General features: G+C 68.1%; 11 protein-coding genes. 4 read left to right on the top strand and 7 right to left on the bottom strand.

Features of this window, described 5'->3' with window-relative positions:
- Window position 1: 1 nt before the first annotated feature.
- The 4 genes from ACIBG5_RS38165 (at window position 2) to ACIBG5_RS38150 (ending at window position 7,783) form a co-directional block, all read left to right on the top strand.
- Entirely contained in the window at window positions 2-2,035 is a 2,034-nt protein-coding gene (locus ACIBG5_RS38165) for an alpha-galactosidase (RefSeq protein WP_396396733.1), read from the top strand.
- Window positions 2,036-2,067: 32 nt separating this feature from the next.
- Window positions 2,068-4,143, top strand: a complete 2,076-nt coding sequence (locus ACIBG5_RS38160) for an NPCBM/NEW2 domain-containing protein (protein WP_396396688.1) — start codon at window positions 2,068-2,070, stop codon at window positions 4,141-4,143.
- Between the two features lie 291 nt (window positions 4,144-4,434).
- The gene (locus ACIBG5_RS38155; protein WP_396396686.1) at window positions 4,435-6,201 is read left to right on the top strand and encodes a bifunctional metallophosphatase/5'-nucleotidase; all 1,767 of its coding nucleotides are present in this window, start codon (window positions 4,435-4,437) and stop codon (window positions 6,199-6,201) included.
- A gap of 43 nt (window positions 6,202-6,244) precedes the next feature.
- Window positions 6,245-7,783, top strand: a complete 1,539-nt coding sequence (locus tag ACIBG5_RS38150; RefSeq protein ID WP_396396684.1) for an alpha/beta fold hydrolase — start codon at window positions 6,245-6,247, stop codon at window positions 7,781-7,783.
- 20 nt (window positions 7,784-7,803) lie between these two features.
- Here the strand turns inward: ACIBG5_RS38150 and ACIBG5_RS38145 are convergent, their stop codons facing one another.
- From ACIBG5_RS38145 to ACIBG5_RS38115, 7 genes are all read right to left on the bottom strand, one after another.
- Window positions 7,804-8,373, bottom strand: a complete 570-nt coding sequence (locus tag ACIBG5_RS38145; protein ID WP_396396682.1) for an OsmC family protein — start codon at window positions 8,371-8,373, stop codon at window positions 7,804-7,806.
- Between the two features lie 13 nt (window positions 8,374-8,386).
- Window positions 8,387-9,556, bottom strand: coding sequence for an NAD(P)/FAD-dependent oxidoreductase (locus ACIBG5_RS38140; RefSeq protein ID WP_396396681.1), 1,170 nt, complete (start codon window positions 9,554-9,556; stop codon window positions 8,387-8,389).
- A gap of 124 nt (window positions 9,557-9,680) precedes the next feature.
- The gene (locus tag ACIBG5_RS38135) at window positions 9,681-11,078 is read right to left on the bottom strand and encodes a GH1 family beta-glucosidase (RefSeq protein ID WP_396396679.1); all 1,398 of its coding nucleotides are present in this window, start codon (window positions 11,076-11,078) and stop codon (window positions 9,681-9,683) included.
- A 25-nt stretch (window positions 11,079-11,103) separates the two neighbouring features.
- Window positions 11,104-12,108 carry an ABC transporter ATP-binding protein gene (locus ACIBG5_RS38130; RefSeq protein ID WP_396396678.1) on the bottom strand — a complete coding sequence of 335 codons (1,005 nt, stop codon included), beginning with the start codon at window positions 12,106-12,108 and terminating at the stop codon, window positions 11,104-11,106.
- The gene (locus tag ACIBG5_RS38125) at window positions 12,105-13,133 is read right to left on the bottom strand and encodes an ABC transporter permease (RefSeq protein WP_396396676.1); all 1,029 of its coding nucleotides are present in this window, start codon (window positions 13,131-13,133) and stop codon (window positions 12,105-12,107) included. Before ACIBG5_RS38125 ends, ACIBG5_RS38130 begins: the two co-directional genes overlap by 4 nt.
- A gap of 3 nt (window positions 13,134-13,136) precedes the next feature.
- Complete coding sequence (locus tag ACIBG5_RS38120) at window positions 13,137-14,117, bottom strand: ABC transporter permease (protein WP_396396675.1); 981 nt, start codon at window positions 14,115-14,117, stop codon at window positions 13,137-13,139.
- A complete protein-coding gene (locus ACIBG5_RS38115; protein WP_396396673.1) occupies window positions 14,114-15,151 on the bottom strand; it encodes an ABC transporter ATP-binding protein in 1,038 nt (345 codons plus the stop codon). Before ACIBG5_RS38115 ends, ACIBG5_RS38120 begins: the two co-directional genes overlap by 4 nt.
- Window positions 15,152-15,198 lie beyond the last annotated feature (47 nt).

Genomic DNA, 15,198 nt, shown 5'->3' with positions numbered 1-15,198 from the left:
GATGTGGACGTTGCGCGGCGCAACCACGTCGTACGTCGTCGGCGTCCCCGACCACAACCAGTGGGCCCAGTTGATTGCCTGGGGCCCCCACGCAGTCACCGAAGGCCCGTCGGTCGTAGCGCCGGTAGGCACCGAGCACTTCCTTCCACGAGCCGACGTAGAACCTCTGGAGTACGCCGTCCGAGGTGTGCGCTACGCATCCCCGGTGGATCTGGTGATCTCCGGCCCGGACGGTTCCGACGAACTCCGCCTGGTCTTCTCGGGTGCGACGACTGGCGACCCCCTCCACCCCGCGGCGGGGGCGGGAGCGGCGGAGGAGCAGTTGGAGCTCACGTTCCGCGATGAGCTGCGAGCGGTGCGCGTTGTGCTGCACTACAAAGTGGTCGCGGACGCGGTGGAGCGGTGGGTTGCCGTGCACAACGACGGCAACGACGAGCTGCGGTTGCATCGGCACGACTCGGCGGGTTTCACCGTGCCCACGACCGGTGGCGCGACGGTGAGGTACTTGTGGGGTGAGTGGAACAGCGAGTTCCAGCAGGCCGAGGTCACGCTCGAGCGCGGCCGGCTCACGATCGGCAGTGCGCAGGGGATCACCGGGCACTCCTACTCACCGTTCCTGTCCGTCAAGGACGGAGGTACGGCGTACGGCGTCCAGCTCGCGTGGAGTGGGTCGTGGGAGATGAGCGCCGACGTAGACACCACCGGGCAGCTGCGGATCCAGGCCGGACGAGTGTCACCGAGCCTCGGGATCACGCTGAGGCCGGGGGAGACGTGGGTTTCGCCGAAGGCCGTCGGGGTGTGTAGTGCGGAAGGTGCCGACGGACTCGCTCGCGTTTTCCATGCGTACGAGCGGTCGCTGTCGAGGAAGCGCACGCCGAAGGTGCTGTACAACTCCTGGTTCGCGACCGAGTTCGACATCCGCGCCGACCACCAGCTCGAGCTCGCCCGACGCGCCAAGACCATCGGCGTCGAGACGTTCGTGGTCGACGACGGCTGGTTCGTCGGACGTTCCGACGACACCGGTGGCCTCGGCGACTGGGAGGTCGACCGGGCCAAGTTCCCGAACGGCCTCGACGGATTCATTGCCGGCCTGAACGACATCGGCCTCGACTTCGGTCTGTGGGTCGAGCCCGAGTCGGTCAGCCCGAAGTCCGAGCTCGCCGCGAACCACCCCGAATGGATCCTCCGCACTCCCGGCCGCGACCCGGTCCTGATCCGCAACCAGCTCCTCCTCGATCTGAGTCGCGACGACGTCGCCGACTTCGTCTGGACCACGCTCGACCGCCTGCTGTCGACGTACCAGATCAAGTATCTGAAGTGGGACGCCAACCGCCCCCGGCTCGACTCCGGCGACCAGCGGCGAGACCTCGACGGTCGCGTCGTCACCAACCTCTACGCGATCCTCGACCGCCTTCGCGTCGAACACCCCGAGGTGTACGTCGAGGGATGCGCGGGCGGCGGCGCCCGGGTCGACCTCGGGATGGCCGCGCGGGTCGACACGCTCTGGCCGAGTGACAACACGGCCCCGCTGGATCGGCTCAGGATCCAGCAAGGCTTCCGCACCGGTTTCGCGCCGCACCTGATGAGCTCGTGGGTGACCGATGCCGTCGGCACCCATGACGGACGCGAACGATCCCTCGACTTCCGGTTCCGTGTCGCCATGGCCGGCGTACTCGGGATCGGCGCCGACCTGTCGCGATGGAACGGCGAGCAACTGGCCACCGCGGCGCAGTACATCGAGCAATACAAGGGCATCCGCGAGCTGGTTGCCGACAGCAAGGTCTACGGACTGTCCGCCGGCGTGCAGTACGTCGGCGCCACCCGGTCCGTGGTGTTTCTGTGGGAGACCGGCGACGGCAACGTGCGAGGCACCTTGCCGACCCGGCCGCGGCGAGTGCCGCTCGCCGGCCTCGATCCCGCGAAGAACTACCGGGTGGGCGACGAGGTCCACCCGGGCAGCTATCTGCTGCAGGTCGGCGTCCGGTGGGACGACTCGACCGACTCGAACTGCCTGGTCGTCGAAGCCCTCGACTGACCGTTCCGCTCAACGGCAGCAAAGGACAACAGATGAAGCGACTACTTGGTGGGGTGATCGCTGCGGCCCTGGTGGCCGGAGCGTTCGCGATCACCACGACAACCCAGGCTGTGGCGGCTCAGGCCACAGCTCAGGCCCCAGCTCCGGTGCTCAGCCCGACGCCGTACATGGGCTGGAACACCTACTACGGACTCGGTGGTGACTTCACCGAGGACACGATCAAGTCGGTCGCCGACTCGCTGGTGAGTCGTGGGCTGGCCAAGGCCGGCTACGACATCGTCTGGCTGGACGGTGGCTGGCAGGCCGATCAGTCGCGCAGCGACGCCGGCGACCTGGTCCCGAACCCGGCGAAGTTCCCGAACGGGCTGAAGCCGCTCGTCGACTACATCCACAGCAAGGGCCTGAAGGCCGGCATCTACACCGACGCCGGACCTTACATTCCGGGCAGGTGTGGGCTCGGTAGCGGCGGCTACTACCAGCGCGACGCGGACCAGTTCGCCGCATGGGGCTTCGACGCGGTCAAGGTCGACTACCTGTGCGGCATCGCGGCGAACCTGGACCCGAAGACGGTCTTCACCGAGTTCGCCCAGGCGTTGCGCAACAACACCAGCCACCGGCCGATGATCTTCAACCTCTGCAACCCGGTCACCTCACCGGACTGGGGCAACTATCCCGAGTCGCAGCAGTCGATCTTCTCCTGGTCGTACGCACCAGGAATCGCCCAGTCGTGGCGGACGTACACCGACGTCGGCTTCCAGGGCGACATCAAGTTCAAGGACGTACTGCGCAACTACGACGCGAACGCGCGGCATCCTGAGGTGGTCAAGCCGGGTGCGTTCAGCGACCCCGACTACCTCGCGCCCGAGCTCGGCATGACCGATGAGGAGTTCCGCTCCCAGCTCACGTTGTGGGCCGTGGCCGCGGCGCCGCTCGTGGTCGGCAGCGACATCCGCAAGCTGAGCGCGACGACGATCTCGATGCTGACCGATCCCGACGTACTCGCGATCAACCAGGATCGGGCGGCGGTTCAGGCCGTCCGGGTCGGTGCCGCAGGAACGACGGAGACATGGGTCAAGCGACTCGCTGACGGCAGCCGTGCCGTGGTGCTGCTCAACCGTGGCGACAGTGCGAAGACGATCACGACGACGGCCTCGGCGGTCGGTCTGCAAGGGGCGCGGTTCACCCTGAAGAACGCGTGGACCAACAAGGTCACCGAGAGCGCAGGCACGATCAGCGCGGCGGTTCCGGCGCACGGTACGGCGCTCTTCCGGGTCGAGCCGGCTCTTGGTGTACCGGGGATCCCGCATGTGACTGCCGGTATTCCGCAGGTGACGAACGTCGGCACCGACGTGCAGCCCGACGGAGTCGCTCCGGTTGTTGCCGGTGGCGACGAACTGACGGTGCAGGTTGCCGTCCGCAACGACGGTCTGCTCCCGGTGCTCAAGCCGGCGGTGACGGTTGCCGGTGGCACCGGGTGGACCGTCAAGTCGTTGACCAAGGCTCCGGACCTCCTTGCCGGTGGACAGCAGGCGACGTACCGCTTCACCGTGAAACTGCCCGCCGGTGCCGCCCCCGGATCCGCGAGCCTCACCGCGTCGACGTCGTACGACACGATCGGGTACGGCGTACAGCGGCAGTCGACTGTGTCGCCGGTGGTGGTGGCTCCGGCTCCGCCAACGGGCACGGTGCCGCTCTCGCATCACGAGTGGATCAGCGCGACCAGCGGCTGGATGTCGCCGACCGTCGACGAGAGTGTCGGTGGCGGATCCCCGATCAGCCTGGTCGGTACGACGTACCCGACTGGCCTTGGTGTGGCTTCGCCTTCGACGGTTCGCTACTACCTGGGCAAGGCGTGCTCCCACCTGACCGCGACGGTCGGCATCGACGACGCGGTCCGCAACGTCGGGCCGGAAGGCGGCACCGCGACCTTCCAGGTCATCGGCGATGGCAAGGTGCTGTACGACAGCGGCGTCGTGGACCGGGACCACCCGAAGCCGGTCGACGTCGACCTCACCGGAGTCCGCGTCCTCGACCTCTTCGTCGGCGACGCCGGAGACGGCGGCTACAACGACCGCGCCGACTGGGCCGCTCCCACCGCAACCTGCTGAGGCTCGTCCATCGAGTCGTGGATCGTTGCTCGGGAATCGTCCAGATGACTGCGCAAATCCACGACTCGATGGGCTATGGACAGGCGAGGTGGTGGCCGGAGGCTTCGCGGGACCACCGGCCACCACGTTGGTATTGGATCAGATCTTGTGGGTGGCGGGCAGGGGGTGTCGGGCGGGCGGGTGGATTCCTTCGGGGTTCGGAGACTCGCCGTTTGATGGTGACATCCCGTTCATGGTGAGGCAGTCTCCTTCTGTCGGGAAGTGCTCGTTTCGACATTTGAGGAGACAATTGTGCGCAGAGTACGCCGCCCACGCGCCCTCGCCGCCGGACTCGCGGTCCTGCTGACCGCCGGCCTCGCCCCACCGGCCGCCCAGGCCGTTACCACATCGGTACCGGTGCAACTGGTCTCGATCACCGATTTCCACGGCTACCTGCGGCCTCCGTCGCCGGCCGACGGCGGGACCATCGCCGGCCCCGGCGGGACGACCCAGGTCGTCGGCGGAGCGGCGTACCTGGCCACGCATCTGAACAGCATCCAGGACGGCCACCCGAACTCGATCTTCTTCGCCGACGGGGACAACTTCTCCGGCTGGCCGTTCGAGGTGGACGCGCACGCGGACGAGCCGACGATCGAGGTGCTGAACGCGCTCGGCGTCGAGTTCTCCAGCGTCGGCAACCACGAACTCGACATCTCGAAGAGCTTCCTGGTCGACCACATGACCAAGGGCACGTGCTTCGGCAAGGTCGGTGTCGACAGTTGCTTCACCGACTCCACCGGCCGCCGGTTCCACGGCGCGGACTTCGAGTTCCAGTCGGCCAACATCGTCGACGCCAAGGGCCGGACGATCGTCGCGCCGTACACGATCCGCTGGGTGCGTGACCACGGCCGCAGCTACCCGATCGGCTTCATCGGGATGACGGTCCCGGACACTCCCGTCGGCTCCACGTCGTACCAGCCGGATCTGACCGCACTCGACCCGGTCGAGTCGGCGAACCGTGCCGCCGCGGAGCTGACCCGCCAGGGCGTGAAGGCGATCGTGCTCAACATGCACGACGGCGGTACCGACGCGTCCGCGACGTACGACGACTGCGTGAATCCGACCGGTCCGGCGGTCGAACTCGCGCGCACGGTGACGCCGCAGATCGACGCGATCGTCACCGGTCACTGGCATGCCGCGTTCAACTGCAGCATCCCGGACCCGGACGGCAACCCGCGCCCGGTCGTCGAGGCCGCGAACCACGGCCGGCTGATCAACGAGATCAACCTCCAGCTGGACGGCCGCACCGGTGAGGTACTCCGCGACAAGACCACGTCGGCCAACCACGCCGTCACCCGCGACGTCACGCCCGACCCGAAGATCCAGAAGATCGTCGACTACTGGGCCGCCGCCGGTGATCGCAAGTACGCCGAACCGGTCGCGACCATCACCGGCGACTTCACCCGCACCGCGAACTCCGCCGGCGAGAGCACCCTGGCCGACCTGGCCGCCGACGTCCACCTGTGGACCGCCCGGCAGAACGGCCGTGCCGACCTCGGCATGATCGCCGCCAAGCCCGCCATCGGCAGTACGGCGTTGCGGGCCGACCTCCTGGTTGCCAACAGCAACAAGCCGGGCGATGCCGACGGCCGGGTGATGCTCGGTGAGTCGTGGGACGCGTACGGGTACGGCAACCCGGTCCTGACCGTGAGCCTCACCGGTGCGCAGCTGGACGCCGTACTCGAGCAGCAGTGGCAGACGCAGATCGACGGCACGGTGAAGTTCGCGCCGCTCGCGGTGTCGGGCAACGTCAGCTACTCGTTCGACGGGAGCCGACCGGTCGGTGACCGTGTCGATCCTGCCGACGTGAAGATCGACGGCGCCGCACTCGACGCGGCCAAGACCTACCGGGTGGCCGCACTCGCCTACACGGTGATCGGCGCCGACGGGTACGCGGCGTTCAAGAGCTACACCGACCCGGTCCGCAACAACACCGACCACGAAACCTTCGCGGCGTATCTCAAGGCCCACAAGACCTTGACCCCGGCGCCACTGACACGAATGACCCAGAAGAACTAGTCCGCCCGACGACGCGTGCGGTTTCCGGTGCCATAGTCGGTATGTGGTGCTCACGTTCGATGGGGATCTGGAGTTCGACCCGGCGTTGTTCGAGATTCGCCGGGCCGGAGTGCCGGTGCCACTGGAGCCGCAAGCGTTCGACGTTCTGGCCTATCTCGTCTCGCACCGTGACCGGGTGGTTGCGAAAGAGGAGTTGATGGACAGGGTCTGGGGCGGCCGCTTCGTCACCGAGGCGGCCGTCACCAGCCGGATCAAGCAGGTACGGCGCGCGCTCGGCGACGACGGTCACAGTCAGCGGATGATCCGGACCCTGCACGGCCGGGGCTACCGTTTCGTCGCGCCGGCCGAGACCCGGACCGAGCCGCGGCCGATCGAGCCGGTCCGCTACACCGTCAGCGATGGTCTCCACATCGCGTATCAGGTGACCGGCGGCGGTGACCTCGACATCGTGCTGATCTCCGGGTTCGTCTCGCACCTCGAGCAGGACTGGGGCGATCCACGGCACGCCCACTTCCTGCATCGGCTGGGGTCGTTCGGCCGGCTGATCCGGTTCGACAAGCGTGGCACCGGGATGTCGGACCGGCCGTCAGGTCTGCCGGACGTCGAGACGCGGATGCACGACGTCCTCGCCGTGATGGATGCGGTCGGCTCGCAGCGAGCTGTGCTGATGGGGTACTCCGAAGGCGGGCCGATGGCGATCCTGTGCGCTGCCACTCACCCGGAGCGGGTCGTGGGCCTGGTCCTGTACGGCGCCTACGCCAAGCGGTTCTCGGCAACGGGCTATCCATGGGCGCAGACCAGGGAAGAGTGGAGCCTCTACACCGATCAGCTGGTGAACAGGTGGGACTGGGAGGCGGACATGCGGTTGCGCTGCCCGTCGGCCGACGTGCCGATGCAGCGGTGGTGGGCAGAGCGCATGCGAGCGTCCGCGACACCGTCCACCGTGCGGGCGCTGCTGGACATGAACTCCCTCGTGGACGTGCGAGACGCGTTGCCGGCGGTGCGGGTGCCGACGCTGGTGCTGCACCGGGTCGGCGACGCGCTCATCGATGTCGGCGGCTCGCGGTACATCGCCGAGCGCATTTCCGGCGCGCGGCTGGAACTGCTCGACGGCTCCGACCACTTCGTCTCCGGGAACCCCGACCAGATCCTCGACCCGATCGAGCGGTTCCTGCGGGAGCTCCCGGATCCGGCGGGGCACGCGCCGGCGTTGGCGGCGGTGATCGCGCCGGCCGGATCGGGTGCCGATGATCTTGCCGCGAGCCTGGCGGGCGCGGGCGGCCGTCGGTGCGCGGGTCCGGGCGGCCGGGCGGTGGTGCTGTTCGACGGTCCCGCCACCGCGGTGCGTGCCGGACTCGCCAACCTGCATGACGGCGGCAAGCTCGGTGTCGCGATCGCCGAGGTACCGCGGGACGAGACTGAGCTCGACGCGTACGGCGTACAGGTCGCCATCGAACTCGCCGACCAGGCACCTCCGGGGTCGGTGTGGCTGACTCCCGGGGTGCGTGATCTGCTCGCTGGTTCGGGTATCGCGACCGAGCCGGTCGAGGACGGGATGTACCGCGCGGCCCGATGTAACTAGTGTCCGTCCGACTCAGGACACTAGGCTGTGGCGACGTCGATCGACACCGGGACGCCGTGCGTGATCACGTCGTACACCGCCGAGCGGTTCTTCGACTGCTCGACCAGTGCCCGCAGCTTCTCGGCCTCGGCGTCGCCCTTGACGTGGAAGACGACGCGGATCGCCTCGTAGCCGTTGCGTACCTCGGGGTCGAGTCCGAGGATGCCGAGCAGGTTGATGTCGCCCTCGACCGTCGAGGTGACCTCCTCGAGGTCGATGCCCCGGGCCGCGGCGATGTTCGCCAGGCCGGACGTGAGGCAGGCGGCCAGTGCGTGCAGCAGGTGCTCGGCCGGTGTGGGGCCGTTGTCGTTGCCGACCAGCACCGGCGGGTGGTCCGCGTCGAACGTGAAGTCCACGGGCCGGGTGTTCTCCTGCCCGGCGCCGTAGAACGCGTTGATCGTGCCGCGGTTGTGCGTGCCGCTGATCCACCGATTGGTGGCGCGGAACTGGAAGCGGGCGATCTCGGGCTGTGCCTTGACGGCGTCGAGCGTCGCGAACAACGTGGCGGTGTCGACTCCGTTGCGGCGGCTGTCTGTCGTGGCTGCGGTCATGATGCTGTTCCTTTCAAGCGGCCAGATGCGCTGTGAATCCGGGAAACGAGGCGAGCTCGTCGGCCTCGCGTTCGAGCGCCTCACTGAGTTGGAGTTGCAGCTCGACGAAGCGGTCCGGTGGTGGGAAGGCGGTCAGGGCGCGGGTCAGGTCGAACACCTCGCGCAGCATGGCGTCCCGCGTCCGCTGGTACGACGTCATCGCGGCCTGTTCGAGCGTGGGGTCGTCGAGGCTGCGGTCGATCGCGGTCGCCAGCAGCTCCGCGTCACGGAACGCATCGGTGATGCCGTGCCCGGTGATCGGATCCCGGTGGTACCCGGCGTCGCCGACGAGCGCCCACCCCGGGCCGTGGGACTGGCGAAGGTAGTTCGGGAGATTCGCGATTCCACGCAGCCGTGCGGTGACACGTCCGGCGCGGACTCGGTGGCCGAGGTCGGGCACCAGCAGTTCGAGCTGCTGGACGAACGCGGCGGTCCGTGTGGAGCCCGCCGTACGGATCGGTTCGAGCAGCGGAGTCGGCCGGATCAACCAGACACATGCCGCGCCGTCATGCGTCGGGAACACGCCGGCGAACGTGTCCGGCGCGATGTGGAACTCGTACGTGTCCGATCTGAGCCCGGTCACGTAGGTGTAGAAGACCGCGCACGGCGACGTGGACTGCTCGTAGGTCTCGGCGCCGAAGTACCCGGCCATCCGGGAGCCACGGCCGTCCGCTCCGACGACCATGCGGGCCGGCAGCTCGACGCGGTCACCGTCCGCGGACCGACCGACGATGCCGGCGACCCGGCCGTCGTCCGATCGCAGCAGCCCGGTCGCGGTCACCTCGGTCCGAAGCTCCGCGCCCGCTTCCATCGCTGCGTCGACCAGCAGACCGTCGAGGATCCGGCGACGTGGCGCGACCAGGACGTCGACGCCGGCGCGCTCCTTGATCCGCCGTACCTTCGGCTCCCCGTCGATGCCGAACAGAACGTGCGTGATCGCCGGAGCACCGCCGGCCAGAACGCGATCGAGAAGTCCCCACCGGGCGAGCTGGACAACGCCGCCGCGAATGAGTCCGTGCGTCGACAACGTGTCACTCGGCAGCCGCGTCTTGTCGACCATGAGGACGTCGTGCCCCATCCCAGCCACCAACCGAGCAGTCGCCGCCCCCGCACATCGAGCCCCAACCACCACAACGTCGTACATCTCGCGCCCCCATCTCCGATGAGACGACTCTGCGCGGGGTACGCCGCCGGAAACTTGGAGACCAGGTGGAGGATCCGATCGTCACGAATCCTCCACAATTGCCCGGGCCGCAGTGCGGCGCGCGTCAGCGGGAGCGGTGCCGCTCCGCGAGGTCCTTCAGGTAGAGGGCGCTGGCTTTGGGGATGCGGGACTGGGTCTCGTAGTCGACCCGGACGATGCCGAAGCGTTTCGCGTAACCGTAGGCCCATTCGAAGTTGTCCATCAGGGACCAGGCCAGGTACCCGCGGATGTCGGCGCCCTGGTTGATCGCGGAAGCGACAGCGGCCAGGTGGGACGTGAAGTACGCCGTCCGGTCCGCGTCGGCGACGAAGCCGGTGGAGTCGGGTACGTCGTCGAAGGCGGAGCCGTTCTCGGTGACGACCATCGGCAGACCCGGGTAGTCGCGGCTGATGCCGACCAGCAGATCAGTGAAGCCTTCGGGCACGATCTCCCAGTCCATCGCCGTGCGCGGCTTGTTCAACGGAAGCGTCCGGCTGACCGGCAGGCCGCTGGAGTCGACAGTGCCGCCGTCCTCGGCGTACCCGGTGAACTTCTGGCTGAAGTAGTAGTTCACCCCCAGTACGTCGATCGGCGCCGCGATGATCTCGAGGTCACCATCCTCGACCGGCAGCTCGACACCCTCAGCAGCCAGGTCAGCCACCACGTCCGCCGGGTAGTGACCGTGCACCAGCGGATCGAGGTAGATCCGCCGGCCCATTCCGTCCGCCCGCCGGGCCGCGTCGACGTCCGGCTGGGCGTCCGAGGCCGGGTACGCCGTAGCAACGTTCAGCGTGATGCCGATGTCGAGCTTGCGTGGTGACGCCTCACGCATCCGGCCCGTTGCGAGACCATGCGCGAGCAGCAAATGATGCACAGCAGCCAATGCGGCCGGGTATTCACGCCGCCCCGGAGCATGTGCGCCGTACGCGTAGCCCAGCATCGCCGAACACCACGGCTCGTTGAGCGTGGTCCAGGTGTTCACCCGGTCGCTCAAGGCCTCGAACACCAGCATCGCGTAGTCGGCGAACCGGTACGCCGTGTCGCGCACCGGCCAGCCGCCCGCGTCTTCGAGCTCCTGCGGGAGATCCCAGTGGTACAAGGTCACCCACGGATCGATGCCCTGCGTCAGCAGCTCGTCGACGAGCCGGTCGTAGAACGCGAGCCCGGCCCGGTTCACCGGGCCCTTGCCGCGCGGCTGGACCCGCGGCCACGCCACCGAGAACCGGTAGGTGTCCAGGCCGAGATCCTTGATCAGGGCAACGTCCGCCGGCATCCGGTGGTAGTGGTCGCAGGCGATGTCACCGGTGTCGTCGTTGTCGATGGCACCGGGCACCCGGCAGTACGTGTCCCAGATCGACGGCGTTCGGCCGTCGACGTCCACCGCACCCTCGATCTGGTACGCCGACGTCGCGACACCCCACCGGAAGCCGGCCGGAAGTCCCGCGATCAGGTCGGCGTCCCCCGAGACAGAAGTTGTGCTCATTGTGGCCTTTCGGATGTCGGAGAGATCAGGCGACCGGCACGCGGCCGGGGAGCCAGCAGGCAACGGAACGGCTGGGATCGTTGCGCGACGACGGGACACCGAGGATCGGGATCTCCGCCGAGCAACGGTCGAACGCGTGCGGACAGCGCGGATGGAACGAACAACCCGACGGCATCCCGCGCAGGTCGGGTGGCGAGCCCGGGATCCCGGCGAGTTCCCGGCGCGGGCCGCGCAGCGCCGGGAACGACTTCAGCAGTCCCTCGCTGTACGGGTGCAGGGAGTCGGTGTACAGGTCGGCGGAGCGGGCCTCCTCGACGATCCGGCCGCCGTACATGATCGCGATCCGGTCCGAGAACTCGACCAGCAGCGACAGGTCGTGGGTGATGAACAGCACCGAGAACCCGAGCCGCTCGCGCAGTTCGACCAACTGGGCCAGGATCTGCCGCTGCATCACCACGTCGAGTGCGGTGGTCGGCTCGTCCATGATGACGATCTGCGGTTCGAGCACGAGCGCCATCCCGATCATCACCCGCTGCCGCATACCGCCGGACAGTTGGTGCGGGTACGCGTCCATCCGGTCGGCGGAGATGCCGACCAGCTTCAGCATCTCGTGTGCCCGGCTGGTCCGCGCGGACGGCGATAAGCCGGGCTCGTGCGCCCTGATCACGTCGAGCATCTGGGTCGAGACCTTGTGCACCGGGTTGAGCGAGTTCATCGCGCCCTGGAACACGATCGACGTCTCGGCCCAGCGGAAGGCCCGCAACTCCGGGTCGGTCAGCGCCATCACGTCGTACGCATCGCCGTTCGGCGGGTGGTAGACGACCGAGCCGCCGCTGATCACGCCGGGTGGTGGCAGCAGCCGAGTGACGCCGTATGCGAGGGTCGACTTGCCGCTCCCGCTCTCGCCGGCCAGTCCGAGTACTTCGCCGCGGTGCAACGTCAGCGTGACGTCGCGAACCGCCTGGACCGCCTGGTCACCGAGGCCGTAGTCGACGTGGAAGTTCTTGATCTCCAGCACCGGCTCTTTCATGCGGCCTCCTCCTTACGCCGTACGACGGGAGTCGCGGGGGCGTCCTTGGCACCCAGGACCGGCGTGAAGCCGACCCGCATCCGGACCGAGTGACCGTCCTTGGTCTTCACCTTGGTGTGGCCGCTGCTGCGCAAGCGCGGACTGACGAACTCGTCGATGCCGAAGTTGATCAGCGACAGCGCCGTACCGAGGATGGCGATCGCCAGGCCGGCCGGGACGAACCACCACCACGCGCCCTGCGCCAGTGCCTGTTGGCTCTGGGCCCAGAACAGGATGGTGCCCCAGTTCCACTCGGAGATCGTCGAGATGCCGATGAACGCGAGGGTGATCTCCGACATCACCGCGAAGATCACCGTGCCGACGAAGCCGGAGGCGATGATCGCGGTCAGGTTCGGCATGATCTCGGCGGTGATGATCCGCCAGGTGGTCTCACCGGTCGCCCGGGCCGCCTCGACGTAGTCGCGCCGACGCAGCGACAGGGTCTGCGCCCGCAGCACCCGGGCGCCCCAGGCCCACGACGTCAAACCGATGACCAGGGCAACCATCAGGTCGCCTGCGGCGGGGATGGTCGACGCGACGATGATGATCAGCGGCAGTGCGGGGATGACCAGGAACACGTTCGACAGCGCGGACAGGCTCTCGTCCGCGGCGCCGCCGAGGAAGCCGGCGCTGACGCCGATCAGGATCGACAGCGCGGTCGCGACGATGCCCGCCAGCAGGCCGACGAACATCACGCCGCGGGTGCCGACCAGGACCTGGCTGAAGATGTCCTGCCCGAGATGCGTCGTACCGAACCAGTGCTTGCCGGACGGCGCCTGGATCAGGTCACTGCTGCGGGCGGACGGATCGTACGGCGCGATCCAGTGTCCGATGATCGCGATCAGGCAGAAGAACCCGAGCACGATCAGACCGGTCGCGGCCTTCGGATTGGCGACGAACCGCAGCCGGCGGCGCTTGGCCGGCGTGGCCGCGACCTCCGGGCCCCCGGGCGTGACCGCGGTGATGGTGGTGGCTGGTGCGGACACGGGTCAGCCTTCCTTCCGGGTACGCGGGTCGAGGAGCAGGTAGGCGATGTCGGCCATCAGGTTCGCGACCAGCACCGACAGCGTGATCACCAGGAACACGCCTTGCATCAGCGGATAGTCCTTGGAACCGACGGCCTGGAACAGGTTGTAGCCGATGCCTGGGTAGGAGAAGACGATCTCGACCAGCAGCGTGCCACCGACGATGAAGCCGAGCGCCAGCGCGAAGCCGGACACGTTCGGCAGCAGGGCGTTGCGGGCCGCGTAGCTGACCATCACCCGGCGCTCGGTCAGGCCCTTGGCATGCGCGACGGTGATGTAGTCCTCGGACGCGACCGTGACCATCATGTTGCGCATGCTGAGGATCCAGCCGCTGACCGACGAGATGAGGATGGTGAGGGCCGGCAGCAGGCTGTGCTGGATCGCGCTGCCGATGAACTCGCTGTTCCAGGACGGCACCAGGCCGGGCTGGTAACCGCCCGACGACGGGAAGATACTGTCCGGTCCGGCCAGCAGCGTGATGGCCAGCAGGCCGAGCCAGAAGTACGGGATCGACGACAGGAACGTTGTCACTGGCAACAGTCCGTCCAGCCACGAACCGCGCCGCCAGCCGGCCAGTACGCCGAGCGACGTACCGATCATGAAGCTGGCGAAGGTCGTGATGCCGACCAGCGCGATCGTCCACGGCAGGCTCTGCCGCAGGATCTCCGAGACCGGCGTCGGGAAGAAGGTGAACGACAGCCCGAGGTCACCGTGGAAGATCTGGCCCCAGTAGTCGACGTACTGACTCCACAGACTGGCGTTCTTGTCCAGGCCGAACAGCACGTAGAGCGACTGGATCGCGTCCGTGCTCAGCTGGCCCTGGTACTTGTTGATCAGCGAGGTGACCGGATCGCCCGGGATCAGCCGCGGGATGAAGAAGTTGATGGTGAGCGCGGCCCACGCGGTGAACAGGTAGAAGGCGATCCGCTGCAGCAGGTACTTCACTTCGCGACCCCCTCCTCGTAGAGCCAGCACGCCGCCCAATGCCCGTCGTTGGCAGGCAGTTCGAAGCGGGGCGGAAGATCGGTCGAGCACTTCGGCATCGCGTGCACGCAGCGCGGGTGGAAGCGGCAGCCGCTGGGCGGTGCGATCAGGCTCGGCGGCTCACCGCTGCCCTGGTCCTCCGGGGCGCGCGGATCGCCGACGCGGTCGAGGCGATCAGGGTCCGGCGCGCTCTCGATCAGCAGCCGCGTGTACGGGTGAGCCGGGTTCTGGGTGACGGTTTCGGAGTCGCCGCCCTCGACCATGCGTCCGGCGTACATCACCAGGGTCTCGTCGGCGAAGTACCGGGCCGAGGCGATGTCGTGGGTGATGTAGAGGATGGCGAGGTTGAGCCGTTCCTTCAGGTCACGCAGGAGATTCAGTACGCCGAGCCGGATCGACACGTCGAGCATCGACACCGGCTCGTCCGCGAGCAGCGCCTCCGGGTCGGCACCGAGGGCACGGGCGATCGAGACGCGCTGGCGCTGGCCGCCGGACAGCTCGTGCGGGAACTTGTCCAGGTAGCGCTCCGGGGGAGTGAGCTGGACCCGGAGCAGCAGGTCGCGCAGGTTCTCCTCGAGCTCGGCCGCGTTGGTGCCGGCCCGGCCGTGGATCCGCAGCGCGCGGGTCAGGTGGTACCGCACGGTGTGCGTCGGATTCAGCGAGGCGAACGGGTCCTGGAAGATCATCTGGACCTGGCGGCAGTACGCCCGGAACTTGCGGCCGCCCTTCACCGTGACGGACTCGCCGTGCAGCCGGATGTCACCCGACGTACGGCCGTACAGCTGGGCGAGCAGCCGGGCAACGGTCGACTTGCCCGAGCCGGACTCGCCGACGAGTGCGGTGACCCGTCCCCGGCGCAACGTGAGCCTGATGTCGTCCACGGCATGGACTGCCTGGCGATCCCGGGTGAGCAGGTCGCGGATCCGCCGCCGTACCGGGAAGTGCTTGGTGAGGCCCTCGGCCTCGAGGACCACCTCGGTGTCGGTCACCGTCATGGAATCGGGACTCCTCGGTTCATGGCACCGCGGCGCCAGGCGGTCAG

Origin of the sequence: Kribbella sp. NPDC050241 (assembly GCF_044459685.1) — a bacterium.
Lineage (GTDB): Bacteria > Actinomycetota > Actinomycetes > Propionibacteriales > Kribbellaceae > Kribbella.
This window is presented reverse-complemented; position numbering and strand designations above follow the sequence as displayed.